General features: G+C 70.5%; 21 protein-coding genes. 6 read left to right on the top strand and 15 right to left on the bottom strand.

The window, feature by feature from the left end:
• Positions 1–6 precede the first annotated feature (6 nt).
• The 3 genes from ACIA8E_RS20900 to ACIA8E_RS20890 are packed head-to-tail and all read right to left on the bottom strand — an operon-like array spanning position 7 to position 4,978.
• A complete protein-coding gene (locus tag ACIA8E_RS20900) occupies positions 7–3,531 on the bottom strand; it encodes a 5-oxoprolinase/urea amidolyase family protein (protein ID WP_399300231.1) in 3,525 nt (1,174 codons plus the stop codon).
• Positions 3,528–4,163, bottom strand: coding sequence for an urea amidolyase associated protein UAAP2 (locus ACIA8E_RS20895; RefSeq protein WP_399300228.1), 636 nt, complete (start codon positions 4,161–4,163; stop codon positions 3,528–3,530). The genes ACIA8E_RS20900 and ACIA8E_RS20895 overlap by 4 nt, the downstream gene beginning before the upstream one ends.
• Entirely contained in the window at positions 4,160–4,978 is an 819-nt protein-coding gene (locus tag ACIA8E_RS20890) for an urea amidolyase associated protein UAAP1 (RefSeq protein WP_399300225.1), read from the bottom strand. Before ACIA8E_RS20890 ends, ACIA8E_RS20895 begins: the two co-directional genes overlap by 4 nt.
• A gap of 200 nt (positions 4,979–5,178) precedes the next feature.
• Here ACIA8E_RS20890 and ACIA8E_RS20885 point away from each other — a divergent pair, with 200 nt between their 5' ends.
• Positions 5,179–5,811, top strand: coding sequence for a TetR/AcrR family transcriptional regulator (locus ACIA8E_RS20885; RefSeq protein ID WP_399300223.1), 633 nt, complete (start codon positions 5,179–5,181; stop codon positions 5,809–5,811).
• A 166-nt stretch (positions 5,812–5,977) separates the two neighbouring features.
• Here the strand turns inward: ACIA8E_RS20885 and ACIA8E_RS20880 are convergent, their stop codons facing one another.
• The 10 genes from ACIA8E_RS20880 to ACIA8E_RS20835 all read right to left on the bottom strand — a co-directional run bounded on the left by ACIA8E_RS20880 (position 5,978) and on the right by ACIA8E_RS20835 (position 16,452).
• Positions 5,978–6,415 carry an SPW repeat protein gene (locus tag ACIA8E_RS20880; RefSeq protein ID WP_399300220.1) on the bottom strand — a complete coding sequence of 146 codons (438 nt, stop codon included), beginning with the start codon at positions 6,413–6,415 and terminating at the stop codon, positions 5,978–5,980.
• 116 nt (positions 6,416–6,531) lie between these two features.
• Positions 6,532–7,491, bottom strand: a complete 960-nt coding sequence (locus ACIA8E_RS20875) for an ADP-ribosylglycohydrolase family protein (protein ID WP_399300217.1) — start codon at positions 7,489–7,491, stop codon at positions 6,532–6,534.
• A gap of 4 nt (positions 7,492–7,495) precedes the next feature.
• Complete coding sequence (locus ACIA8E_RS20870) at positions 7,496–9,025, bottom strand: amino acid permease (protein WP_399300214.1); 1,530 nt, start codon at positions 9,023–9,025, stop codon at positions 7,496–7,498.
• A gap of 37 nt (positions 9,026–9,062) precedes the next feature.
• Entirely contained in the window at positions 9,063–10,082 is a 1,020-nt protein-coding gene (locus ACIA8E_RS20865; protein ID WP_399300211.1) for an isopenicillin N synthase family dioxygenase, read from the bottom strand.
• The gene (locus tag ACIA8E_RS20860) at positions 10,082–10,942 is read right to left on the bottom strand and encodes a hypothetical protein (RefSeq protein WP_399300208.1); all 861 of its coding nucleotides are present in this window, start codon (positions 10,940–10,942) and stop codon (positions 10,082–10,084) included. The genes ACIA8E_RS20865 and ACIA8E_RS20860 overlap by 1 nt, the downstream gene beginning before the upstream one ends.
• 188 nt (positions 10,943–11,130) lie before the next feature.
• Positions 11,131–11,775 (bottom strand): fasciclin domain-containing protein, encoded by a 645-nt coding sequence (locus tag ACIA8E_RS20855; RefSeq protein ID WP_399300205.1) that lies wholly within the window; start codon positions 11,773–11,775, stop codon positions 11,131–11,133.
• Positions 11,776–11,862: 87 nt separating this feature from the next.
• Positions 11,863–13,470 (bottom strand): molybdopterin-dependent oxidoreductase, encoded by a 1,608-nt coding sequence (locus ACIA8E_RS20850; protein WP_399300388.1) that lies wholly within the window; start codon positions 13,468–13,470, stop codon positions 11,863–11,865.
• Between the two features lie 249 nt (positions 13,471–13,719).
• Positions 13,720–15,084, bottom strand: coding sequence for a cryptochrome/photolyase family protein (locus ACIA8E_RS20845; RefSeq protein ID WP_399300202.1), 1,365 nt, complete (start codon positions 15,082–15,084; stop codon positions 13,720–13,722).
• A gap of 13 nt (positions 15,085–15,097) precedes the next feature.
• Complete coding sequence (locus tag ACIA8E_RS20840; RefSeq protein ID WP_399300385.1) at positions 15,098–15,853, bottom strand: anti-sigma factor domain-containing protein; 756 nt, start codon at positions 15,851–15,853, stop codon at positions 15,098–15,100.
• A gap of 14 nt (positions 15,854–15,867) precedes the next feature.
• Entirely contained in the window at positions 15,868–16,452 is a 585-nt protein-coding gene (locus ACIA8E_RS20835) for a sigma-70 family RNA polymerase sigma factor (protein WP_399300199.1), read from the bottom strand.
• A 190-nt stretch (positions 16,453–16,642) separates the two neighbouring features.
• On the opposite strand from ACIA8E_RS20835, the gene ACIA8E_RS20830 reads away from it, so the two are divergent.
• From ACIA8E_RS20830 to ACIA8E_RS20820, 3 genes are all read left to right on the top strand, one after another.
• Complete coding sequence (locus ACIA8E_RS20830) at positions 16,643–17,305, top strand: PadR family transcriptional regulator (protein ID WP_399300196.1); 663 nt, start codon at positions 16,643–16,645, stop codon at positions 17,303–17,305.
• A gap of 238 nt (positions 17,306–17,543) precedes the next feature.
• A complete protein-coding gene (locus tag ACIA8E_RS20825; protein ID WP_399300193.1) occupies positions 17,544–18,557 on the top strand; it encodes an ATP-binding cassette domain-containing protein in 1,014 nt (337 codons plus the stop codon).
• On the top strand, positions 18,554–19,333 hold the full coding sequence (locus tag ACIA8E_RS20820; protein WP_399300190.1) for an ABC transporter permease: 780 nt from the start codon (positions 18,554–18,556) through the stop codon (positions 19,331–19,333). The genes ACIA8E_RS20825 and ACIA8E_RS20820 overlap by 4 nt, the downstream gene beginning before the upstream one ends.
• A 244-nt stretch (positions 19,334–19,577) precedes the next feature.
• Here the strand turns inward: ACIA8E_RS20820 and ACIA8E_RS20815 are convergent, their stop codons facing one another.
• Complete coding sequence (locus ACIA8E_RS20815) at positions 19,578–20,420, bottom strand: siderophore-interacting protein (RefSeq protein WP_399300188.1); 843 nt, start codon at positions 20,418–20,420, stop codon at positions 19,578–19,580.
• Positions 20,421–20,466: 46 nt separating this feature from the next.
• Positions 20,467–21,375 (bottom strand): 5'-3' exonuclease H3TH domain-containing protein, encoded by a 909-nt coding sequence (locus ACIA8E_RS20810; RefSeq protein ID WP_399300382.1) that lies wholly within the window; start codon positions 21,373–21,375, stop codon positions 20,467–20,469.
• Positions 21,376–21,661: 286 nt separating this feature from the next.
• Here ACIA8E_RS20810 and ACIA8E_RS20805 point away from each other — a divergent pair, with 286 nt between their 5' ends.
• Together ACIA8E_RS20805 and ACIA8E_RS20800 are read left to right on the top strand one after the other, a co-directional pair.
• Complete coding sequence (locus tag ACIA8E_RS20805; protein ID WP_399300185.1) at positions 21,662–22,732, top strand: glycine betaine/L-proline ABC transporter ATP-binding protein; 1,071 nt, start codon at positions 21,662–21,664, stop codon at positions 22,730–22,732.
• Positions 22,725–25,352, top strand: coding sequence for an ABC transporter permease/substrate binding protein (locus tag ACIA8E_RS20800; RefSeq protein WP_399300182.1), 2,628 nt, complete (start codon positions 22,725–22,727; stop codon positions 25,350–25,352). The genes ACIA8E_RS20805 and ACIA8E_RS20800 overlap by 8 nt, the downstream gene beginning before the upstream one ends.
• Positions 25,353–25,473: the final 121 nt, after the last annotated feature.

Genomic DNA, 25,473 nt, shown 5'->3' with positions numbered 1-25,473 from the left:
TGCTCCTCAGTTCGTGGGGGGCGGGGCCAGGACCAGCAGTGCCGTGCCCGGTTCCACCTGGGCGCCCGGCCGGGTGAGGATCTCCACGACGATGCCGTCCGCCGGGGCGTGGACGCGGGACTCCATCTTCATCGCCTCCAGTGCGAGAAGAGGCTGACCCGCCGTCACCGTGTCGCCCGCGGCGACGTTCAGCTGCCAGACCGACGCCGCGAACTCGGCCTCCACCAGCCGGCCGCCCGATGGCACAGTCACTTCGGCGGCCGGTGGAGCCGGTTCCGTGGAGGCCTCCGCCCGCGCGAACTCGCCGGCCGCCTCCCAGGCGTCCCGCTCCGCCGAGAAGGCGGCGCCCTGCCGGGTGCGGAAACCGGCGATCGAGTCGGCGTTGTCGGCCAGGAACTTCTCGTACCGCGCCAGGGAGAACTCGCCCTCCTCGATCCGCGGTACGAACCGGCCGGACGCAATGTCCGCGCGGAGCTCCAGGAGTTCGTCCGCCTCCACCGGGTACCACTTGATCCGGTCGAAGAACCTCAGCAGCCACGGTGAGCCGGGCTCGAAGGCGCCGCGCTGCTGCCACCCCGACCACACCTGGGTGGTGCGCCCGACGAACTGGTAACCGCCCGGCCCCTCCATCCCGTAGATGCAGAGATAGGCGCCGCCGATGCCGACCGAGTTCTCCGCAGTCCAGGTGCGGGCCGGGTTGTACTTGGTGGTGACCAGGCGGTGCCGGGGGTCGAGCGGGGTGGCGACCGGTGCGCCCAGATAGACGTCGCCGAGACCCAGCACCAGATACTCGGCGTCGAAGACCGTGCGGTACACGTCGTCGACCGAGTCCAGGCCGTTGACCCGGCGGATGAACTCGATGTTCCACGGGCACCAGGGGGCGTCGTCGCGTACCCCCGCCATATAGCGGGCGATGGCCTCGCGGGTCGCCGGATCGTCCCAGGACAGCGGCAGATGCACGGTCCGCGACGGCACGGTCAGAGCGTCCGTGGGCGGGAGCGCCGCCTCGGTGGCGTGGAGGAGTGCCAGGAGCCGGTGCTGGGGGAGGAGCTCCGGGTCCGTCTGGATCTGGAGCGAGCGGATGCCGGGTGTGAGGCCGGTGATGCCGGGTACGGCCGCCGCGGTCAGCGCCTCCATCAGGGCGTGCACCCGCATCCGCAGGGCCAGGTCCAGCTGCATCGGGCCGTACTCGACCAGCACGTTGTCGTCGCCGCTGCGGCGGTACGTGACGTCGTCGCTCCGGTACAGGATGCCGCCGTCGACGATGTCCGGACGCCGCTCGCCGGTGATCGTCACCGGTGTGAAGCGGACCGTGTCGCCGGGCCGTAGCTGGCCCAGCTTCCACCGCTCGCCCGTCACCACGGTCGCCGGGCAGACGAAGCCGCCCAGCGACGGCCCGTCGGGGCCGAGCAGCACGGGCATGTCTCCCGTGTAGTCGACGGCGCCCACGGAGTACGGCGTGTCATGGATGTTCGAGGGGTGGAGTCCGGCCTCGCCGCCGTCGGTGCGAGCCCAGCGCGGTTTGGGGCCGACCAGCCGGACACCGGTGCGGGCCGAGTTGAAGTGGACCTTCCAGTCGGCGGCGTAGAAGTCGTGGATGTCCTCCTCGGTGAAGAACTCCGGTGCGGCGTGCGGGCCTTCGGCCGCGCCGATGTGCCAGCTGCCGCCGATGTGCGGCCGGTCGGCGTCCGGTACGGGGGCGCTCGGGGCGCGCACCGCGCCGCCGTGCAGGACATCGCCCGTGCGCAGGGCCCGGCCGCCGTGTCCGCCGAAGCCGCCGAGGGTGAAGGTCGCCGCGCTGCCCAGGAAGCCGGGCACGTCCAGGCCGCCGCCGGCGAAGAGGACGTACGTACGCAGACCGTGACCGTCCGGTGCGCCGACCGCGAGTGTGGAGCCCGCCGGGACGGTGAAGGGTTCCCACAGGGCGATCGGTTCGCCGTCGACCGTCACGGGGGCGGGCGCGCCCGTGACACAGACCGTGGTCGGGTGGGTGAACCGCAGGGCCGGGCCCTGGAGGGTGCATTCGAGGCCGGGTGCGCCCGCGTCATTGCCGAGCGCGGTGTTGCCGAGGCGGAACGACAGGTCGTCCATCGGGCCCGACGGCGGGACGCCGACCTGCCAGTAGCCCGTGCGGCCGGGCCAGTCCTGCACCGTGGTGAGGGTGCCGCCGGAGACCACCTCGATGCGCGGGGTCGGGTCACTGACGGTGGCGAGCGTGGCCGTGGAGTGCGCCGCGGTGCGGACCCGGTCGTCGGCCAGAGCGGCCCGTACCAGTCCGAGGTTGGTCTCGATGCCGTCGATCCGGGTGGCGGCGAGTGCCGTGTCCAGCCGTGCGAGGGCCTCGGCGCGGTCGGTGCCGTACGCGACGACCTTCGCCAGCATCGGGTCGTACGACGTCGTCACCTCCGTCCCCGTCTCGACCCAGGTGTCGACACGGACTCCCTCGGGGAACGCGACCCGGGTCAGCAGGCCCGCGCCGGGACGGTGGTCGCGGGTCGGGTCCTCGGCGTAGACCCGGGCCTCGACGGCATGGCCGCGCGGCGCATCCGGTTCGCGTACGACATCCGTGTCGCCCTGGGCGAGGCGCAGCATCCACTCGACGAGGTCGACGCCGTAGATCTCCTCGGTGACCGGGTGTTCGACCTGGAGGCGGGTGTTGACCTCCAGGAAGTACGCCTCCGCGCGCGCCGCGTCGTAGACGAACTCCACGGTGCCCGCCGAGCGGTAGCCGACCGCCCCGCACAGATCCTGGGCGGACGCGGTCAGTTGTTTACGGACGTGCGGCGGCAGCCCCGGGGCGGGCGCCTCCTCCAGGACCTTCTGGTTGCGGCGCTGGAGGGAGCAGTCGCGGTCGCCGAAGGTCACCACCCGGCCCCGGCCGTCACCGAAGACCTGCACCTCGACATGGCGGGCGTCCTCCACGAGGCGTTCGAGGAAGACACCGGCGGAGGAGAACGACGCTGCGGCGACCCGCTGCACCCGCTCCCAGGCGTCGGCGAGTTCGTCGACGGATCGACATGCCGACATGCCGATACCGCCGCCACCGCCGGTCGCCTTGAGCATCACGGGATAGCCGATGCGGTCTGCTGCCGCCACCGCCGACGGCAGATCGGGGAGCAGCCCGGTGCCGGGGGCGAGCGGTACGCCCGCGGCCTCGGCGGCCGCGCGAGCGGTGTGCTTCGCTCCGAACAGCTCCAGCTGCTCGGCGGTCGGGCCGACGAAGACGATCCCCGCGTCCTCGCAGCGCCTGGCGAACCCGGCGTCCTCGGAGAGGAAGCCGTAGCCGGGGTGGATGGCACCGGCCCCCGTGTCCTTGGCGGCCTTCAGGACCAGGTCGGCGTCGAGATACGACTCCTTGGCGGGCGCGGGCCCCAGCCGTACCGCCGTGTCGGCCAGGCGGACATGGGGCGCTGAGCGGTCGGGGTCGGAGAAGACCGCGACCGTACGGAGGCCGAGGCGGCGGGCGGTGCGGATGATCCGTACCGCGATCTCGCCCCGGTTGGCCACCAGCAGTGTGTCGAAATTCGTCATGCGGTGACCTGGCCGATGGTGGCTTCGACGGCCGTCGGGTCGAAGCCGTTGCAGGGGTTGTTGATCTGGGGGCAGTTGGAGACCAGGACCAGGACGTCCCGTTCGGCGCGCAGGGTGACCCGCAGACCGGGGGCGGAGATACCGTCGACGATGCCGAGCGTGCCGTCCTTCTCCACGGGGACGTTCATGTACCAGTTGATGTTGGAGACCAGATCGCGCTTGCCGAGCCCGTGCCGAGCGCCCTCCGCGAGGAAGTTGTCCACGCAGGCGTGCTGCGACCAGGTGTGGTGCCCGTAGCGCAGGGTGTTGGACTCCTTGGAGCAGGCGCCGCCGACCGTGTCGTGGCGGCCGCAGGTGTCCTCGGTGACCGTCATCAGCGGGGTGTGCTCGTTGGACAGCAGCACGCTGCCGGTGGTGAGGAAGATGCTGCCCTGTGCATGGACGGTGTCCGGGGCGCTGTAGCGGACGGCGGTGTCCTGGGCGTCGTACACCAGGAAGTCCACGGCCTGGTTGCCGTGCAGGTCGGTCAGCGTGAGCTGTTCGCCGGTGCGGACGACGGCGGACCAGGCGGCCCGCGCGGGGATCACGTCCGAGCTGCGGACGGTGCTGGTGACAGTGGTGGCGACGGTCATGCGAGCCCCCTGGCGGTGAGGAAGTCGAGCGTGTTGAGGAAGGCCCGGCGGCCCTCCGGTGTGGCGTCCCAGAGCTGGTCCCCGGGCGCAGTCGGGCGGGCGCGCCAGGCCAGCACCTCCAGCGGGGTGCACACGTAGTCGGGGCGCGGGTCCAGCGGATGCGGGACGTTGGCGATGAGAACGGTCAGGTCCTGCTCGACGCGGAGCGTCACCGACGCGCCGGGTCCGGCGGAGCCGGTGAAGTCCAGGGCGCCGTCCTCACGTACCTCGACACCCTGGAACAAGGAGAGCGACGGCGGCAGATCGCGCGGCCCGAGCCCGTTCTTCGCGGCAGCAAGCTTCAGCAGCTCCCGGCCGGCCGGGGACGGCGACTGCGGGGTGCCGTCCCCGTACCGCTCGGTGTTGCGTACGAGGGTCGACGTGCCGCACAGGGCGTCGTGCCGGCCCGAGCGGTCGGCGACCACCGAGGCGAGGACCCGCCCCTGGTCGGAGAGGAGCAGCCGGTCGGCGCCCAGGTAGGCGTTCCACTGGACCTTGACGGTGTCCGCGGTGTTGAGCCGCTCCCAGGGGCGCCCGTCCACGTACAGCAGCAGATGGGCGCAGGCGTCGCCCGCGAGATCGGTGAGCCGGAGCTCGGTGCCGCGGGCGAGTACCCGGTGGGTGTAGTTGCCCCCCGCCACGGTCTCGGCCCAGACCGGCGTGCCGGGGACGGCCGCGGGCCAGTCGCTCGCGGGCACCACCGGCATGGTTTCGGTACGGGTGCCGTGCTGGGCGCGGGCGTGGTCCCGGGCTCCGTGTGTCGTCGCTGTCGCCATGGCTGGACCCTCCGGCTCGACGTGCCTGTGTCGATCGCGCACTGCTGTCGCGCACCTCTGTGGTGCATTTCCGTCGTGCATTTCTGTCGCGTGACAGAAATTAGGACGCGGGCGAGTCGGGGTCATTGCCCGTCCGTTGCGCGGGAGTTACCGAGTGCTCACCAAGATCGGGGCGGGCACGGATGTGCGACGATCGGCCCATGTCCACCACCGGGAGACGGGTCGGCCGGCCGCGCGCCCAGCAGCGCGCGGACAGCGGACTGTCCGCGCGCGAAGAACTGCTGACTGCCGCCGCCGAGCTGTTCACCACCCGCGGGTACGCCGCGACCACCACCCGGGCCGTCGCGGAACGGGCCGGCATGCGGCAGGCGACGATGTACCACTACGTCGCGGGCAAGGAGGACCTCCTGGCGGAGCTCCTGGAATCCACGGTCACTCCGTCGTTGGCGCTGGCCGGGAAGCTGCTCGCCGACGAGGCGACGGCCGCCGAGGACCGGCTGTGGGAGCTCTGTCGCTCCGACGTGGCGCTGCTGTGCGGTGGGCCGTACAACCTGGGTGCGCTGTACGTACTGCCCGAGGTGCGGGCCGAGCGGTTCGCCGGCTTCCACCGGGTGCGGGACGAGCTGAAGGAGGCGTACGGGACGCTGCTGGCGGCGACCCGTGCGGGGACGGCGCTGGACGAGGGGGAGCTGGCCCTCCGTACCGATCTGGTCTTCGGACTCATCGAGGGCGTGATCCTGGTCCGCCGCTCGGGGCCGGAACGGCCGGTGGCCGCGTTCGCGGCGGCGACTGCGGATGCGGCGTTGAGAATTGTGGGGACGCGGCCCGACTGACGGCCTGCCTGCCCCACCAGGGGTGGTGTGCCTTCGGGACCGGACCGCGCCTCGGTCGGCCGGTATGTGCTGTGCGGACGGGGCATACCTGGGCCGGCCCGCTCGGTGCGGACCGGCCGACGGCTTTCCCTCCGTTCGGCCCGGCGGCGATCCGCCGGGCAGGGTGTCAGGTCCGGCTGCTCTTCATCGAGGCACCGACGCATACCAGCCCGAGCAGCAGCGCCAGACCGCCGATGATGACGTTGTTGAGGATGACGCCCATGTCGGGGCTGCTGCCGACGATCCACGGCGACAGGATCATCCAGATGCCCATGGCGCAGATGGCCCAGCTCAGGCCGTACATCCGGGCCGGCATCACGGTGAACCCGAGTCCCAGCACCGCGATCGCGATCCCCATGATCAGGTTGTGCTGCACGAGTGTGGGCTGGCTCGCGGTGAAGTGGAGCACCCAGGGCGAGATGGCGCAGAAGAGGCCGACCAGGAACACCGGTCCGTCCACGAGTGCCACATCGCGACCACCGAGCATGCGGGCATAGCGTTCCCGCATTTCGGAAACATCCGGGTGACTGGTTATGTCAGCGCGGGTGTGCGAGACGTTGGACATGAGAGTCGTCTCCTTCGATCCTGCAGGCCCGACCGCGGAGGGTGAGGGTGAAGTGCGGTAGGCGCCTCCTTACACCATTCTGCGCTTATCTGAGCCTTATATGCACGTTTCGTCCCCTAGGAACTGTGCGAATCCAGGCGGTGGGCCAGCGACGTCAGGTGTTCCGTTCGCAGGACCCGGCCCCCGAACCCCGGCAGCGGGACATGCAGCGGCTCCGTCCAGCGCGACGGGATCGCCCCCCTCCCGTGCACCGCCCCGGCCAGGCCGCCGGTGACGGCCGCGACCGTGTCGGTGTCCCCGCCCACGTCGATGGCGGCCACCAGTGCGGCCTCGAAGGTACGTGTCGTGCGCAGCGCCCAGACCGCGGTGCCCAGGCACGGCCACACCGCGCCGTTGAACTCCGTCGCCAGGGCGGGGTGCCAGTCGGGGGCGAGGACCGTCGCCCAGCGTTCGCGCTGGTCGTCATGGACGGCGGCCAGGGCGCCGGGGACGGCGGTGAGCGGGTCGTCGCCGTTCAGCGCCACCCGGATCAGGTCATGGAGGACGGCGGTGCCCTCCCAGGCGGCCCGGTCGCCGTGCGTCAGGGCCGCGATCCGGCGGGCGGCGTCCATCGTCGCCGTCCGCGCCGCCGGTTCCGGGCCGTCGGCCCGCGCGAAGTACACGGCGGAGGTCGCCGCCCGCATCAGCGAACCGTTGCCCGCCGCACGCCCCTCGACCTGGAAGTGGAGTGCGGCGGCCACGTCCCACGGATCGCCGCTCGTCAGGACGTACTCGGTCTGCAGACCGATGTCCTTCGGCTCGCCCGCCGCCCACCGCCGGAACCTGCCGAACATGTCGGCGAGGTCGAGCCCGCCCCGCTCCAGCAGGGACTCACCGACCAGGACTGCCATCTGGGTGTCGTCCGTCGCCTCGCCCGGATCCCAGCCGCCGCCCCCGCACATCGCTCCGCCGCCCTGGGGGAACCGGGTCGTGTACACACCCGCAGGACCGAACTCGAACGGCGCCCCGAGCGCGTCCCCGACCGCCGATCCGACGACGGCGCCCACCACCCGGTCCTGCCTGCTCCCCTGGTCCATGGAGTCAGCCCAGGGAGACCGACCTGCTCCGGTACACCCGATATGCCGCGCCCAGCAGGACCGTCGCGGCAAGGAACAGGACCGTGAACCACTGGAAGTACCAGTGCCCGCCCGCCGGGTCGTACACCGCGGCCCGCGGCCAGGCCAGATTGACGGTCATCACCAGCCCGTACAGCAGCGCGAGCGCGTTGACGGCGAGGCCCCAGCGGCCCAGCGAGAACAGCGGTCGGCCCGTCTCGTCCACGGCGTCCGTCCGCGCGGCGAACGTACCGCGCAGCCGGCGGACCAGCAGCGGACCCGTCACCATCGAGTACGCGAGGTACAACATCACTATGCAGGTGGTGCCGATCGCCAGGAACGCGTCGGGTGACGCGAAGTTGAGCAGCAGAAGGGCGGCCGAGAGCACGCCCACGACGACGGCCGGGGCGGTCGGCATACCGGTACGCGTGTTGACCTTCGACAGCAGGGCGGAGCACGGCAGCTGGCCGTCGCGGGCCATCGAGAACAGCATCCGGCAGGCCGCCGTCTGCACCGCGAGGGTCGCCACCGCGATGGCGATCACCACGTCGACCAGGAGCACCCGGCCGACTCCGTCGCCGAGACTGCTGGTCAGCACGTAACTCATGCCGTCGACCGCGAGATGACCGTCGGTCAGGCTGGGCGCCGCCAGAAGCCCGCCCAGCACCAGCAGTCCGCCGAGCAGACCGGCCACGCCCAGGGCGGAAAGGATGGTGCGCGGTGCGGTACGGCGCGGGTCGCGGGTCTCCTCGCTCATCTCGCCCGCACTGTCGAAGCCGATCATGACGTACGCGGCCGTGAACGAACCCACCAGCAGCGCGCCGAACACCCCCGTCCCGGCGCCACCGGTGTGGAAGGTGACGGACGGGGTGCGTTCCGAGTGGGTGAGGAGCAGCACCACGATCAGCGCGGCGCCGATGATCTCGGCGGTGACACCGACCCGGTTGATGACCGACATCACGCGGTTGTCGACGATGTTCACCAGCGTGGTGAGGACCAGCAGGATGGTGCCGAGCAGCGCCGCGTTCGTGGCACCTGTCGGGGACAGCGGCGCGGGGTCGCCGCCGATCAGCTGGAACCCCGACCAGATGGGCGGCATCACCATCTGCAAAGCCAGCGCGGCCGCGGCGACCACCACGATCTGGCCGATGACCATGATCCAGCCCGCGAACCAGCCGAAGGTCAGGTTGGACAGCCGCGACGACCACTGATAGATCGCGCCGGATATCGGGTAGCGGGCGGCGAGTTCGGCGAAGCAGGCGGCGACCAGCAGCTGGCCGATCAGCACCGCGGGCCACGCCCAGAAGAAGACCGGGCCGCCGAAGGAGTAGCCGACGGCGAAGAACTGGAAGACCGTCGTCAGCACCGAGATGAACGAGAAGCCCGCGGCGAACGAGGCGTAGCGGCCGAGGCTGCGGTGGAGCTCCTGGCGGTAGCCGAACTCCTGCAGGGAAGAGCCGGATTCGGCGGGGACGGGTGGATCGGGGAGTACGTCGGTGGGGGCGGTGACGGACATGGCAGCACCTGCTCTCGGGGAGGGGAAGTGAGGGAGTTCAGGAACGAGGGGCGTGGCGTGCTTCCTGGCCGAACGAGGAGAGCGGCAGGGCGCCCGCGGGCAGGGTTGTCTCGCCGTCGGCCAGCCGCCGCCCGAGGTAGCCGAAGGTCTGGACGGTCTGGGCGTAGAGGTGTTCGCCGGCGACGACACCGGGGCGCGCGGGCCTGCCGGGACCGGTGAAGGCGGGCAGCGGGGCGACGGTGGTGTCGTAGTCGACTGTGCAGAACAGCGGAAAGGAGTAGCGCTCCTCGGTGACCTTGCGGACCCGGTGGGAGGTGGCGGCGAACTCGCCGTTGGTCCAGAGCTCCAGCAGATCACCGGTGTTGACGACGAAGCAGTCGTCGAGCGGCGGTGCGTCGATCCACTCGCCGGCGCCGTTCATCACCTCCAGGCCGGGGGCGGTGGGGCGCAGCAGGGTGAAGCATTCGTAGTCGGTGTGGGCGCCGATGCCGGGGTGGTCCTCCGCCGTCGGGTCGTACGGGTAGTGGATGAGCCGGAGCTGGCTGGTGGGCCGGGTGAGATACGGGGCGAAGGCGTTCCGGGGCAGACCGAGTGCCTCGGCGAAACCGCCGAACAGGGTGTGGCCCAGGGCGAGGACGGCGTCGTACCAGGCGGTGACCGGCTCACGGAACCCAGGCAGTGCCGGCCACTGGTTGGGGCCGAGCAGCGGGCCGGTGGCGTCGGGGAGTTCGAGGGAGAGGTCGAAGGCCTCCTTACGGTCGGCGGTGGCGCCGGCGAAGACTTCCTCGCCCTCGGGGACGTAACCGCGATGGTTGGACGACTTCCCGATCCAGCAGGCCATCTTCTCCTCGACGGGCTGGGCGAAGAACGTCTTCGCGGCATCGAGCAGCCGGTCGAAGAGCGCGGGGTCGATTCCGTGACCCGAGAGGTAGAGAAAGCCGGTCTCGCGGGCGGCGCGTCCCAATTCGGCCACGGCGTAGGCACGTTCTTCGGGGCGGCCGGTCCGCAGGGCCGTGATGTCCACGACCGGGAGCTCGGTGAAGGAGGTCGGGGCCATCAGCGGATGCCTTCCGGTGCGGGCGCGGATGCGGTCACGGATGCGGCGAGGGCAGTGGTTCCGGTGGAGTGGAGCGCGGCGAGGAGTCCCTCGGCGGCGGTGATCTCGAAGACCCGGGTGTACGGGGTGCCGTCGGGCCGCGCGTCGTTCACCGCGAGTCCCGCGCAGCCGTCGAGCGCCGGGGCCGGTACGGCGCCCACCCGGTGGGGCAGCGTCGAGCGCTCGATGGTCCACCGGCCGTGGTCGATCCGCCCGAGGGAGAGCTCGAAGTCGAGGAGGGCACGGGCCCGGCCGATGTCGGCGGCGCCGCGTACCAGTTCGGCCGGCGAGGCGTCGGCAGGCAGCGGTTCGGCGCGGTCGCGCACCTGGGCGAACCGGTCGCCGGCCCGGACCAGCAGCCCGGTGCAGCCGGTCTCCGGATCGAACAGCTCGACGGCGGCGGACGGTCCGGCGCTGCGCACCGGGCGCCAGTGTTCGAGGTACGCGACGTGCACGCCCGTCTCGACGAGCACGGCGCCCTCGCGGCGCAGTCGCCCGGCGTCGGGGAGTCCGACAGGCCCGAAGTCGAGGGTGCGGGCCCAGTGGAACACGTCGGAGCGCTGCCGCAACCGCCCCGCGAAGGCCTCCTGGCGGGTGAGTGCGAGAAGCTCCTCGAAGCGGAGGCCGGACAGGGAGGTGACGCCGGGGTGGCGGGGGTGGTTCGCGGGCTGCCGCAGATCCGCGTACCGGGCAGGGCCCTGTACCCAGGTCACGGCAGTGGTGGTGTCCCGGCGCCCGTCCGCGTCGACGAGCAGCGAACGGTGCCAGACACCGGTCAGTTCGGGGACGGAGGGCGGGAGGGCGTGCGGCTTCGCGGACATGGCGGCCCCTTGCGGCGCAGCGGCCGGAGCCGCATTCCTGTCGGATGACAGAAATTAGGGAGAGCCTGTTTCCGCTGAATGACACGGCCGTGTCCATGCGGCGCCGAAGTGCTCACTGCGCTCGCGCACGGCAGAGACCGGCCGGGGCGGTGACGCAGCCCCGGCCGGTCGGTGGCGACCCTGTGGCGCTACTGCGGGGGCATCAGCACAGTGTCGACGATGTACACCGTGGCGTTGGCGGTCGGGACATTGCCGCAGACGACCTTCGAGGTGTCGTTCACCGTGTACGCCAGGTCCGAGCCGGAGGTCGTCAGCTCGCTCTTGGCCAGCGTGGCGAAGGAGCCCTTGGCCAACTGCTGCGGCGCCAGCTTCCGCCCCACCACGTGATACGTCAGGACCTTGGTGAGCTGCTCCTTGTCCGCCAGCAGCTTGTCCAGGTCGGCCTGCGGGATCTTGGCGAACGCGTCATCGGTCGGGGCGAACACGGTGATGTTCTGCGCGTTGTTCAGGGTGTCGACCAGACCGGCTTTCTTCACCGCGGTGACCAGGGTGGAGAGCGCCGGGTTGTGCGAGGCTGCCGTGGCGACCGGGTCCTTCGCCATACCCGCGAAGCTGCCCGCACCGTCCTTCGGCACGGAGGAACAGGCCGGTCCGAACGGCTCGTTCATATTCATCGACTCGCTCGCCGCGGCCGACGGCGATGTCTTGGCCGCGCTTGCGGTGGAGCCGGACGAGGAGTCCTTGGAGTCGCTCGAGCAGGCTGTCAGGGCCAGCGGCAGAAGCGCGGCGGCGGAGACGGCAACGGCGGCACGGCGAAGGTGCAGAGGGGGCATGTGATTCTCCTGGAGAGAGATGCGCGAGGCGCGCGAGACGGGTGGGAACGAAGAAGTGAATGCGGCTGCGTGTGGGGGGTGTTCGGGTCAGGACACGTCGACCACCACCGAGTGCCGGCCGGTCGCACCGTCCGGGACGGTGCCGACGCGTTCGCCGGTCTGGGTGGCCCCGGTGCCGTCGGTCGCACGGACCTCCAGCGTGTGACGGCCGGAGGTGGCCGGCCACTCCCACACCCACTGGCGCCAGGTGTCCCGGTTGTCCTGTGCCGCGAGCCGGGCCGGATGCCACGCGCCGTCGTCGACCCGTACCTCCACCCGGGAGATCCCCCGGTGCTGGGCCCAGGCCACCCCGGCGACGGGCACGACGCCGGGCTTCGGCGAGGCGAACGGACGCGGTGTGTCGATCCGGGACTCCGTCTTGACCGGCGCCTGCCGGGACCAGCTGCGCCTGACCCAGTAGGCGTCGTACGAGGCGAATGCCGTCAGCTCGATGTCCTTGATCCACTTGCAGGCCGAGACGTACCCGTACAGTCCCGGCACCACCATGCGGACCGGGAAGCCGTGCGCGAACGGCAGTGGTTCGCCGTTCATGCCGAGGGCGAGGATGGCGTCGCGCCCGTCCATGACTGTCTCGACCGGCGTGCCGATCGTCATGCCGTCGACGGAACGCGCCACGATCTGGTCGGCGGGACCGCCCCGCGAAGGCGGTCTCACCCCGGCCTCACGCAGCAGATCGGCCAGCCGCACGCCGATCCACCGGGCATTGCCCACGTACGGGCCGCCGACCTCGTTGGAGACGCAGGCCAGGGTGATGTCGCGCTCGATGATCTCCCGCCCCAGCAGGTCCTGGAAACTGACCGTGAGCGGGCGGGCGACTCCTTTGCCATGGATCCGCAGCCGCCACGAATCGGCGTCGATGCGCGGCACGACCAGGGCGGTGTCCACCCGGTAGAAGCTCTTGTTCGGGGTGATGAACGAGCTCAGCCCGCGAATCCGCAGATCCGCCCCGGGCGGCACGGCGGGCGCCGGCGACTCGGGTACCGGGAGGACCAGATCACGCCGTGAGGCGGCGGCACCGGCCTGGACGGAGGACGTCAGCCGCCGTCCCAGGAACCCCGCACCGGCCGAGGCAGCCGCCGCAGCGGTCGCGGCGATCACGAAACCGCGCCGGTCGAAGGCGCCGTCCCGCTGCCCGTCCGTCACTCCAGCCGCGGGAGAGGGACGGAGCACCGGGCCGAGCCGTCCGACCAGGAGATACAGCACTCCTGCGGCCACCACGGCACCCACCACCGAGGGCAGGGCATCGGCGGGGCTGCCTTCCGGCCGTCCCACCGCCGCCACCGCCCCGACCACGCCGAAGACCAGAACGGCCGCCGAGCCGAGCCGCCGGTGCCGCGATGCCAGGATCCCGACCGCCACGGCGAATACCGCCAGCAGCGCCAGGATGCCCAGTTGGAGCACCAGTTTGTCGGCGGTGCCGAAGTGCCGTACGGCGAAGTCCTTCACGGCCGGGGGAGTGCGGTCGATGACCGCCCCGCCCACCGCCGCGACCGGACCCGCCTCCGGACGTACGACAGCCGAGGCCAGTTCGGCCACGGCCAGGGCGCAGAACCCGGCGATCAGACCGCTGAGCCCCGCGAAACCGGCGCGTGTCCAGCGGGACCGCCGGGACCCGGCGGCCCCGTGCTCCTGCACATCGTTCTGTTCTTCGCTCACATCTGAGGTTCGTCACCGGACGGCCTGCGGATTGCTCCGTCACCCGATCGGATGAGAAGCGGTCATCGGCCAATCCCTCAGGGCGTCGGCTACGTATCACTCCCGACGGGCCCTGCGAGAGGGCCCGTTCGGCGCACACCGGGCTCCGTCCGGCACGGGTCGGCACCCGAAGGACCCGGATCGGCGGCTACTGCCCCGGCCGCCGTGGAAGCGCCGAGCAGTCGGCCGTCAGCCGAGGCCGCGCGCCCGTTCGAACCGGGCGCGGGCCTCGGCCAGGTCCACCACCGGATCCGGGTAGCCGAGCCGCGCCCGGTCCGGTCCGGTGAGCTTCCACGGCTCGTGGACCGCAGCGTCCTCCAGGCCTGCCAGCTCCGGCACCCAGCGCCGTACGTACGTGCCCCGCGGATCGAACCGCTTGCCCTGGACCACCGGATTGAGCACCCGGTTGGGGCGGGTGTCCGTACCGGTGCCCGCCACCCACTGCCAGTTGAGCTGATTGTTCGCCAGATCCCCGTCGACGAGGAGATCCAGGAAGTGACGGGCGCCGACGCGCCAGTCCACGTACAGCGTCTTCGTGAGAAAGCTCGCGACCAGCATGCGGCCCCGATTGTGCATCCAGCCCTCGTGCGCCAGCTGTCGCATCGCCGCGTCGACCAGCGGATAGCCGGTGAGGCCGGCACGCCACGCCTCGATCTCGTCGGGATCGGACCGCCACCTGTCGCCCCGCGGACGGTAGTCGGCCCATGCCGCGTCCGGCCGGGCGGCGAGGACCTGGTGGTGGAAGTCCCGCCAGGCCAGCTGCCGTACGAACGCGTCGGCGCCCGGTCCGCCCTTCTCCCGTGCCCGGTTCACCAGTTCTGCCGCGGAGAGGCAGCCGAAGTGCAGATACGGCGACAGCCGGGACGTCGCGTCCCCGCCGAGGTCGTCGTGGCCGGTCCCGTAGTCGGCCATCGGGCCGTGCAGCCAGGAGACCAGCAGCCTGCGCCCTGCCGTCTCGCCGCCCACGGCGAGACCCGGTGAGACGCCCGTGACATCCGCTCGCGTCGGCAGCGGTGCGGAGGTCACGGTGTCCGGGACCCGTACCGTCCGGGGACCGGTCAGTGTGCCCCGTACCCCGGCCGCCTCCCAGCGGCGGAAGTACGGGGTGAACACCGCGAAATGGTCGCGCCCCGCCGGGACGACCCGTCCCGGGGGGAGCGCGGTGACCACTGCGTCATGGACGTGCAGGGTGCTGCCGGCAGCCCCGAGAGCCGTACGCAGACGGTCCTCGCGCTCACGCGCGTACCCGCTCACCCCGGCCGCGATGTGCACACTCCGGGCACCCGTCTCCGCGACCACGGCGCATACCGCGGGGACGACGTCGCCGCGGCGGACGACGAGCCGGCCGCCGCGGCGGCGCAGCTCCGCGTCGAGACCGACGAGGCAGTCGGCGAGGAACGCCCGCCGGTTCGGCGCGTCGAAACCGGCCCGGCGGATGCCGTCGTCCTCGACGAAGAGGGGGACGACGGCATCCGTCCCGCGCACCGCCGCGGACAGGACGGGGTTGTCGTGCAGCCGCAGGTCGGAGGTGAACAGCGCCACCGTGACGGTCATGGCAGGGAGTCCCTCATGCGGTCGGGAAGGTCAGCAGCGCCAGCGGCTCGGACGTCGGCTGCGTGGAGCCGCCGGCCGGCTCGACGGTGATCCCTATGCCCGACGCCCCGTCGACCGGACCGTCCAGCAGCACGGTGTTGCTGGTCGCCGCCCGGTTCATCAGCCCCGCGGACCGCATGGTCCCGCTGTCGTCGAACCACAACTGGTACACCTTGCCGCTGGGAGGCGGCGCCATCCCCGAGGCCACGAACACGGCCCGGTTCTCGCTCTGCGAGACCACGACCGTCCCCTTCGCCCCGCCCTTCAGTACGCCGGATCCCGTCTTCGCGTCCGGCGCCGCGAGGACCTGCGCCACCTGCGCACTCTGCTGCTGCGCCCGCTGCGTCTCCTGCTGTGCGTTCCGGGCGACCTGGTTCTGCCACACCGCGATCCCGCCGAACCCGGCAGCGGCGGCCAGCGCCGCGGCGAGTGCGAACTTAGGCCAGCGGCCGGCCCGTTGGGCGGAGGAAGCCGGGCGGGAGCGCCGGCCGTGGGACGGGGATTCCTGCCGCACGGTCGTGATCTCCCGCAGCACCCGGTCGCGCAGCTCGCGCGGAGGGGCCGTGGACACCGCGAGCCCGAGCCGGGTGGCGGTCTCGGACAGCTCCCGCACCTCCACGGTGCAGGCTTCGCAGTCGCCGAGATGGCGTTCGAACTCCCCGCGCTCCGCGTCCGGCAGCGCGTGCAGGGCGTACGCCCCGGTCAGCGTGTGCAGTTCGGCCCCGCTCATGCGATCCACCTTGCTCATGCGCTCACCCCGAGGCAGTCGCGCAGCCGGATCAGCCCGTCGCGCAGCCGTGTCTTGATCGTCCCGAGCGGTACGGAGAGGAGTTCCGCCACTTCGCGGTAGGTCAGACCGCGGTAGTAGGCCAGGTTGACGGACTGCCGTTGCAGCTCGGTCAGGGTCCGCAGGCAGCGGTGTACCTGCTCCCGCTCCAGCCGGCTCTCGACCTGCTCGGTGACCTCGTCGAACTCCGGCGTACGGTCCAGCAGTGCCGCCCGGTGCTCCCGGGCCGTCGTCGCCTCGACGGAGCGCACCCGGTCCACCGCCCGGTGATGGGCGAGGGTCAGCACCCAGTTCATGGCGCTGCCGCGGGAAGCCTGGAAGCGCGGGGCGGTCCGCCACACCTCGACCAGCACCTCCTGCGCCACCTCCTCCGACTGTGCAGGGTCGCGCAGCACACTCCGTACGAGACCGAGGACCGGGCCGCAGACCGTGTCGTACACCCTGGCGAACGCATCCTGGTCGCCCCGGGCCACCAGCTCCAGGAGCTCCTGGAGATCGGGCCCCGCCGATGGTGCTCCGCTGATGTGCACGGCTACTTTCACGCGGGCTTCCTCCCAGGATGCGCATCGGTTCCGTGAGGTGATCCGGAGCCGAGGGCAGCGCGGATTGGTCAGTACGCGAAATCTTTCCACGCCGCCCCGAATTCGCGATACATCGTGGTTGACGTGTCGGGGCACTCGCGATATGTTCGTCCACGAGTATTCGATGGCGGCGTGAAGGGCGGTGGAGGCAGTGGCCAAACGGCGCAAGCTCACGAATCCACTGGCGCTGACGGTGATGGTGGTGCTCGCGGAGCGGTCCATGCATCCGTACGAGATCGCCCAGACGCTTCGCCGACGCGGCAAGGAACACAGCGTCAAGATCAATTTCGGCTCGCTGTACACCGTCGTCCAGAACCTGGAGAAGCACGGTTACGTCGAGGTGGCGGGTGTGCAGCGCCAGGGCAACCGCCCCGAGCGCACGCTCTACGGCCTCACCGAGGCGGGGCGCATCGAAATGGTCGACTGGCTGTCCGATCTGCTGGCCGCGCCGGCCGCCGAGTACCCGGTCTTCGAGACCGCGCTCTCGCTGCTGCCGGTGCTGCCGCCGGAAGACGTGGCGGAGCTGCTGGAGACCCGGGAGGCGGCACTGGAACTCCAGTCCGCGGCGCTCCGGGGCGTCCTCGGCCAGCTGACGGGGAAGCTGCCCCGGGTGTTCGTCGTGGAGACCGAGTACCAGCTCCACATGATCGACGCACAGCTGGAGTGGATCAAGAAATTCCGCACGGAGCTCGCCGACGCCACGATCAGCGGTATCGAGGAGTGGAAGTCTTTCCACGAGACCGGTGAAGTGCCGCAGGACTGGCAGGACCTGGACGAACAGGAGATCGTCCTCGACCCGGAGCGGAAGACGTAGCGCGACGAGGGCCGCGGAAGCACAGGAGTACTACCGGAGAAGAAGTACCGGAGACGAAGAAAGACCCTGGCAGGGGGCTGTTGGAGCAGCACCCGCCAGGGTCTCGAACCCCGGACCGGCCACGCCGTGAGGGCGAGCCAGGCGATCGAGGTGCGGCACACCCAGGATAGCCCGGCTCCTTTCACGCGGATCGGCTCGGCATGCCCGAACACCCCGCTGACCACAGGAGAGCTCTGTCATGAGCACCCGGGCGCCCGCAGTAGAGGCGCGACAACTGATCAAGACCTATCCCGGCGATGTCACCGCTCTGAACGGCATGGATCTCACCGTCGGCGCCGGCACGGTCTTCGGACTCCTCGGCCCCAACGGCGCCGGAAAGTCCACCACCGTGAAGATCCTCACCACCCTCGCCCGCCCGGACTCCGGAGCCGCGACGGTCGCCGGACACGACGTCCTGCGCCACCCCGACCGGGTCCGCCGCGCGATAGGCGTCGTCGCTCAGAAGTCCGGCGCCGACCCCGTCGCCACCGGCCGGGAGAACCTGGTGCTGCAGGGCAGGCTCTACGGGATGCGGGGCGCCGCGATCCAGCGCCGTGCCGATGAACTCCTGGACCGCTTCGATCTCGCCGACGCCGCCAAGCGCCAGGTCAAGGGGTACTCCGGCGGCATGCAGCGTCGCCTCGACGTGGCGCTCGGTCTGGTCCACCGACCCGAGGTGCTCTTCCTCGACGAGCCCACCACCGGACTCGACCCCGAGGCCCGGACCGCCATGTGGGACGAGATCTCCCGGCTGGCCGGCGACGAGGGCCTCACGATCGTGCTCACCACGCACTACCTGGAGGAGGCCGACCGGCTCGCCGAACGCATCGCGATCGTCGACCGCGGCCGGATCGTCGTCGAGGGCACCCCGGACGAGCTCAAGGGTGAACTCCGGGGCGACGCCGTCCACATGGAGCTGCGCGCCGACGGCGACCGCACGGCGATCACCGCCGCCCTCACCGGAGTACCCGGGGTGTACGAGGTGCAGGCCGACGGGCGCCGGGTGAGCGTCCGCGTCGAGGACGGCGCCGCCGCCGTCCCCGTACTGCTCACCGCCCTGGACCAGGCCGGTGCGTCGGTCGCCGCCGCCACCGTCGCCCGCCCCTCGCTCGACGACGTCTATCTGCGCTACGCCGGACGCCGCTTCTCCGAGGCCGAGGCCGCAGATGACGGGCAGGCCCCCGCTCCCATCGCCGCAGGAGGCCCCCGATGAGCAGCCAGACCCTCGCCCAGACCTGGTACATGACCCAGCGGCAGCTGATGGCGATCATCAGGCAGCCGGTCTTCCTGGCGATCTCCTTGATCCAGCCGGTGATCTGGCTGTTCCTGTTCGGCAACCTCTTCAAGAAGGTCGTCGAGCTCGGCGGCTTCGGGACCACGTCCTATCTGGACTACCTGATCCCGGGCATCGTGGTGATGAGTGCCCTCGGATCGAGCATGTGGGCCGGGATGGGAACCCTGGAGGAGATCGAGCGGGGCACGCTGAACCGTTTCCTGACCACCCCGGTCAGCCGGAACGCGCTGATGAACGCCAACGTCGTGCAGAACGGCATCAGCACCGCCGTCCAGTCGGTGATCATCGTGCTGCTCGGCTGGGCCGCCGGTGCCACCTACCCGGGCGGGGCGGGCGGACTGCTGATCCTCCTCGTCGCGTCGATCCTGCTCGGTACGGTCTTCGGCGCGCTCTCCAACGCCTTGGGGATGCTGGTCCGCCAGCGTGAGTCGATCATCGGCATCAACACGTTTCTGCTGCTGCCGCTGACCTTCCTCTCGTCCTCGTTCATGGCGCCGAGTCAGATGCCGTCCTGGATGCGACAGATCGCGGACTTCAACCCGGTCAACTGGGCGATGGTGGCGGGCCGTTCGGCGCTGACCGCCGAGCCCGACTGGGGTCTGGTGCTCAGCCGCGGGGGAGCGCTGCTGGTCCTCGCGGTGGCGGCGGTCTGGCTGTCGACCCGCACCTTCCGCTCGTACCAGAAGTCCGTCTGACGGTCAGGGTGCGGCGGGGCTCACGACAGCGCCGTGTCAGGGAGCCGGTCCGGGTGCGTCTGCCCGGGCCGGCTCCGCGGCCTGCGGACCGCGCGCACAACCAGGAGGACGAGCAGGCCGAACGGCGACGGCAGAATCGTCAGCACCGTCCGGGAGCCCGTGACGCGCATACGCCCCGGTCGCCGTCCGTCCTGGACGGTGACCGGGGCGTACGTACCCACAAGGGGCGCCCGGGTGCGGTGACCTACGCCGCGTTCTCCTGCTCGCGCTCCACCTGCTCGTTCCACTCCCGCTTCACCGAGCGCCAGGCGTCGTCGTTCTGGCCGAGGCGCCAGTAGCCGGAGATCGACAGCTGCGACAGCGGGATCTTCCGGTCGAGACGCAGGTACCGACGGATCTCCTTCACGAACCCCGCCTCGCCGTGCACGAACGCCTGGACCTCGCCCGCGGGGAAGTCCAGCGACTTCACCGCGGCGGTCACGGCCTCGCCGACCGGGCGCCCGCCGCGGTGCAGCCAGGTGAGCTCCACCCCGTCGGCCGTCTCGATCTTCTGCTCCTCGGAGGCGTCCGCCACCTCGATGTACGCGTGCGCCACCGCGCCCGTGGGCATCTGCTCCAGCGCCGCAGCGATCGCCGGCAGAGCGCTCTCGTCACCGGCCAGGAGGTGCCAGTCCGCAGACGCGTCCGGCCCGTACCCGCCGCCGGGGCCCAGGAATGTCACCTGATCGCCCGGAGCCGTCCGCAGCGCCCACGGGCCGGCCAGGCCCTCGTCGCCGTGCACCACGAAGTCGATCGCCAGCTCCCGGGTGACCGGGTCCCAGGAGCGGACCGTGTAGGTGCGGGTGGTGGGCCACAGCTCGCGCGGGTACTCCTCGCGGATGCGGGCCATGTCGAACGGATGCGCATAGTCCGCGCCCTCGGGTGCGAAGCACAGCTTGACGTAGTGGTCGGTGAACCCGGACAGCGCGAAACCGGCCAGGCCGTCACCACCGAGTACCACGCGCACCATGTGCGGGGTGATCCGCTCGGTGCGCAGGACCTGGGCCCCCTGCGCCGTGGGTGCCTGCCGCGCCGGTCGTTCTGCCACGAGGTTCTCCCTGCTCCGAATACTTAGGCTTGCCTAAGTTAGCACCTCATGCCCGAAGGGTGGAGAGCAGGCGCTGCAGGGCGCCGCCCAGGCCCCACTGGGCGGCCAATGCCTCTAGGGCGGCGGGGTCGCGCGGCTCGGAGGGCAGCGCGGGATCGAACTCGGGCAGCGGTACGTCACCGGCGACCCGGACCACCGTCGGCGCGACGGCCACGTAGTCCCGCGCCTCGTCGAGCCGCTTGCGCTGCGAAGGTGTCAGCCTGGACGCCGGATCGTCCACCGCGGCCATGATCCCGGCCAGGTCACCGAAGGTTTCCAGCAGTTTCGCCGCCGTCTTCTCGCCGATGCCGGGGACCCCCGGCAGCCCGTCGCTCGGGTCGCCGCGCAGCAGCGCCAGATCGACATAGCCGGAGCCGTCCACCCCGTACTTCTCGCGCAGCCACGCCTCGTCCGTGAGCTGGAGCGACCCGACACCCTTCAGCGGGTAGAGCACCCGCACCCCGCGGGCGTCATCGACGAGCTGGTAGAGGTCCCGGTCGCCGGTGACGATGTCCACCGGGCCCGTGGCGAGGCCGGTGAGCGTACCGATCACGTCGTCCGCCTCGTACCCCGCGACACCGACCCGGGCGATGCCGAGCGCGTCGAGCACGTCCTCGATGATCGGGACCTGCGGGGCCAGCGTGTCGGGGGTCTCCTCCTCGTCGGGGAGTCCCTCGGCGGTCTCCACGGCGACGCGGTGTGCCTTGTACGACGGGATCAGCTCCACCCGCCAGTGCGGCCGCCAGTCCGCGTCCATGCAGGCCACCAGTTCGTCCGGCCGGTGGTCCTGGACGAGCCGCCCGATGAAGTCGAGCAGTCCGCGCACGGCGTTGACCGGCGTGCCGTCCGGCGCGCGCACCGAATCGGGGACCCCGAAGTAGGCGCGGTAGTAGAGGGAAGCGGTGTCGAGGAGCATCAGGCGTCGCGTCACACCCCGATCATGCCGCACCCCACTGACACCGGCCCGGAAGTGAACTGGATCACCTTCTTGTTTGGCCCGGATAAGCGTGGGCAGGCGCGCCACCGGAGCGGACCACGTCGCAATTGCAACGTCAGCGCGTGCCAAGCGGGCAGAATCCGCGCCGCTCCACGGTCTGCCGGAGGGGGTGGCAGATCGTTTCGGTTCAACGCGTGAGGTGTATGTGTCAAGGCTGCAAGCCGAACACTTGTACAAGGTGTTCGGCAGACGACCCGATCAAGCCGTGCAGAAGCTCGAGAGCGGCACGGACCGCGACGAGCTGCGCGCCGACGGAACGACCGCAGCGGTGATCGACGCCTCGTTCACCGTCGAACCGGGACAGATCTTCGTCGTGATGGGTCTGTCCGGATCCGGAAAGTCCACGTTGTTGCGGATGCTCAACGGGCTGCTGGATCCCACAGCCGGACGCGTGCTGTTCGACGGCCAGGACCTGACCGCCCTGAGCCCGCGCGAACTGCGCACCGTCCGCTCCTCCAAGATCAGCATGGTCTTCCAGCACTTCGCTCTGTTCCCGCACCGGAGCGTCCTGGAGAACGCCGGGTACGGTCTCGAGGTGCAGGGTGTGCCGCGCGCCGAGCGTGAGAAACGCGCTGCCGAGGCGCTGGAGCTGACCGGACTCGCCGGCTGGGAGAAGTCCTGGCCCGACGAGTTGTCCGGCGGCATGCAGCAGCGCGTCGGCCTGGCCCGTGCCCTCGCCACCGACGCCGATCTGCTGCTGATGGACGAGTCCTTCAGCGCGCTCGACCCGCTGATCCGCCGCGACATGCAGGACCAGCTGCTCGAACTCCAGAAGAGGCTGAAGAAGACCATCGTCTTCATCACCCACGACCTCAACGAGGCCATGCGCCTCGGTGACCGGATCGCTGTGATGCGCGACGGAAAGATCGTCCAGCTCGGGACGGCCGAGGACATCCTCGTCACCCCGGCCAACGACTACGTCGCCTCCTTCACCCAGGACGTCGACCGCTCCCGGGTGCTGACCGCGGGCGCCATCATGGCCGAACCGCACACCGTCCTGGGCACCGAGGCGGACGACGGCACGGAGCTCCGTACGCCCGCCGACATCCTCCGGTCGGCGCCGGCCACGGTCTCCGAGTCCACACCGATCATCGAGCTGTTCACGCCCTGCTCGCGCAGCGGAGTCGCGGTTGCCGTGACCGACGCCGACGGCCGGCTCGTGGGGGTCGTGCCCCGGTCCCGGCTGCTCGCCGTCCTCGGCGAGCCGATGAGCCCCACCGAGGTCCCGCAGGACACCGCCACCACCACTGCGAAGAAGGTGGCCGCCGATGTTTAGGATCCCGCTCGGTGAATGGGTGGACACTGCGGTCGACTGGCTGCAGACCCACCTGGCCTGGCTGTTCGACGCGATCAGCTCGATCGTCAGCGGCATGTTCGACGGCATAGCCGCCGTACTCTCCGCCCCCGCCCCGCTGCTCTTCGCGGGCATCCTCGCCGTCATCGCCTGGTGGCTGCGCGGTCTGCTCCCGGGTGTGCTCGCCTTCGTGGGCTTCGCGCTCATCGACTCGGTCGAGCTGTGGGACGAAGCGATGGACACCCTCACCCTGGTGCTCGTCGCCACCATCGTCACGCTGCTGCTGGCCGTGCCGCTCGGTATCTGGGCGGCCCGCTCGAAGGCCGTGTCCGCGGTGACCCGGCCGGTCCTCGACTTCATGCAGACCATGCCCGCCATGGTCTATCTGATCCCCGGCGTCATCTTCTTCGGCGTCGGCGTGGTGCCCGGGATCATCGCCACGATCATCTTCGCGCTGCCCCCGGGCGTCCGGATGACCGAGCTCGGCATCCGTCAGGTCGACGGCGAACTCGTGGAGGCGGCCGAGGCCTTCGGCACCACCTCGCGCAACACCCTGCTGCGGGTCCAGCTGCCGCTCGCCCTGCCCACGATCATGGCGGGCATCAACCAGGTCATCATGCTGGGCCTCTCCATGGTGGTCATCGCCGGCATGGTCGGCGGCGGCGGCCTCGGCGGTTCCGTCTACCGCGCCATCGGCAACGTCGACGTCGGCCTCGGCTTCGAGGCGGGCGTCTCCATCGTCATCCTGGCGATGTACCTGGACCGGATGACCGGCGCGCTCGGCCGCGAGGTCTCCCCGCTGGCCCGTCGCGCGCTCGCCAGGGCCCAGTCGGTGGCCGGCGGACTGAAGATCTGGAACCACCGGCCGCAGCCCGCCGTCGCGGTCGTCGGCGTCGTCGTCCTGGCCCTCGTCGCAGGCGGCATGGGCATGTTCGGTACGTCGAAGTCGGAGACCGGTTCCGTCACCGACGCCGCGAACATCGGCAAGGGCAAGAAGATCAGCATGGGATACATCCCGTGGGACGAGGGCATCGCCTCCACCTTCCTGTGGAAGGAGCTGCTGGAGCAGCGCGGCTTCGAGGTCGACGTCAAGCAGTACGAGGCCGGCGCGCTCTACACCGGTATGGCAGGCGGTCAGATCGACTTCGAGACCGACTCCTGGCTCCCGGTCACCCATGCCACGTACTGGAAGAAGTACCAGGACCGCCTGGAGGACATGGGCTCCTGGTACGGCCCCACCTCCTTGGAGCTGGCCGTCCCCTCGTACGTGAAGGGCGTCGACTCGCTCGACGACCTCAAGGGCAAGGCGTCCGACTTCAAGGGACGGGTCGTCGGCATCGAGCCGAGCGCCGGTGAGACGGGCCTGCTCAAGGACAAGATCCTGCCGGGCTACGGCCTCGACAAGGAGTACAAGGTCGTCGACGGCTCGACGCCGTCGATGCTCGCCGAGCTGAAGCGCGCGTACGCCAAGAAGGAACCGATCGTCGTCCCGCTGTGGTCGCCGCACTGGGCCTACAACCAGTACGACCTCACCAAGCTCAAGGACCCCAAGAACCTCTGGGGCAAGGGCGACGGCATCCACACCCTGACCCGCAAGGGCTTCGCCGACGACAACCCCGAAGTCGGCAAGTGGCTCAAGAACTTCAAGATGAGCGAGGACCAGCTCACGAGTCTTGAGGCGAAGATCCAGACGACCGGCAAGGGCAAGGAACAGGACGCCGTCCGCGCCTGGCTGAAGGACAACCCGGACGTCGCCGACAAGTGGACGCCCGTGGCCGGGGCGGCGAAGGGCGCGGGCGGCAAGGATGAGCGCGACCGTACCGTCGAGATGGCCTGGTTCCCCTGGGAGGAGGACATCGCCGCCACGTATCTGTGGAAGGCCGTCCTGGAGGACCGTGGCTACAAGATCAACCTGAAGCAGTTCGAGGTCGGTCCGATGTATGCCGCGATGTCCCGCGGCCAGCTCGACGTGCAGTTCGACGGCTGGCTGCCGTACACCCAGAAGAACTACTGGAACAAGTACGGCTCCCGGCTCACCGACCTCGGATCGTGGTACGGGCCGACCTCGCTGGAGATCGCCGTCCCCTCGTACGTCAAGGGCATCGAGTCGTACAAGGACCTCAAGGGCCGCGGTGACGAGTTCAAGAACCGCATCATCGGCATCGAGCCCGGCACCGCCACCATGGCCAATCTGAAGAACAACGTGCTGCCCGCCTACGGCCTGGACAAGGAGTACAAGGTCGTCGACAGCTCGACGCCCTCGATGCTCGCCGAGCTGAAGCGCGCGTACGCCAAGAAGGAGCCGATCGCGGTTCTGCTCTGGACGCCGCACTGGGCGTACAACCAGTACGACCTCACCAAGCTGAAGGACCCCAAGAAGGCCTTCGGCAACGGCGACACCATCCGTACGATCGCGAGCAAGGACTTCCCGAAGAACTACCCGCAGCTCACCAAGTGGTTCAAGGACTTCAAGCTCAGCGAGCAGCAGCTGGCCGGCCTGGAGAACGAGATCCAGAAGCGCGGGACGGGGCATGAAGAAGAAGCCGTGAAGGCCTGGATGGACAAGAATCCGGGCATCGCGGACAAGATGGCTCCCCAGTAGGGGGCTGACACAGCCGGAAGGGGTGGGTCCCGCCGATGGGCGGGACCCACCCCTTCCGGCTGTGTGACGTTCCTTTACCGGCCGTCCTTGCGTAACCGTGTGCGTAAGGTGCTGGCAGCCG

Source organism: Streptomyces sp. NPDC051664 (assembly GCF_044453545.1).
GTDB lineage: Bacteria > Actinomycetota > Actinomycetes > Streptomycetales > Streptomycetaceae > Streptomyces.
This window is presented reverse-complemented; position numbering and strand designations above follow the sequence as displayed.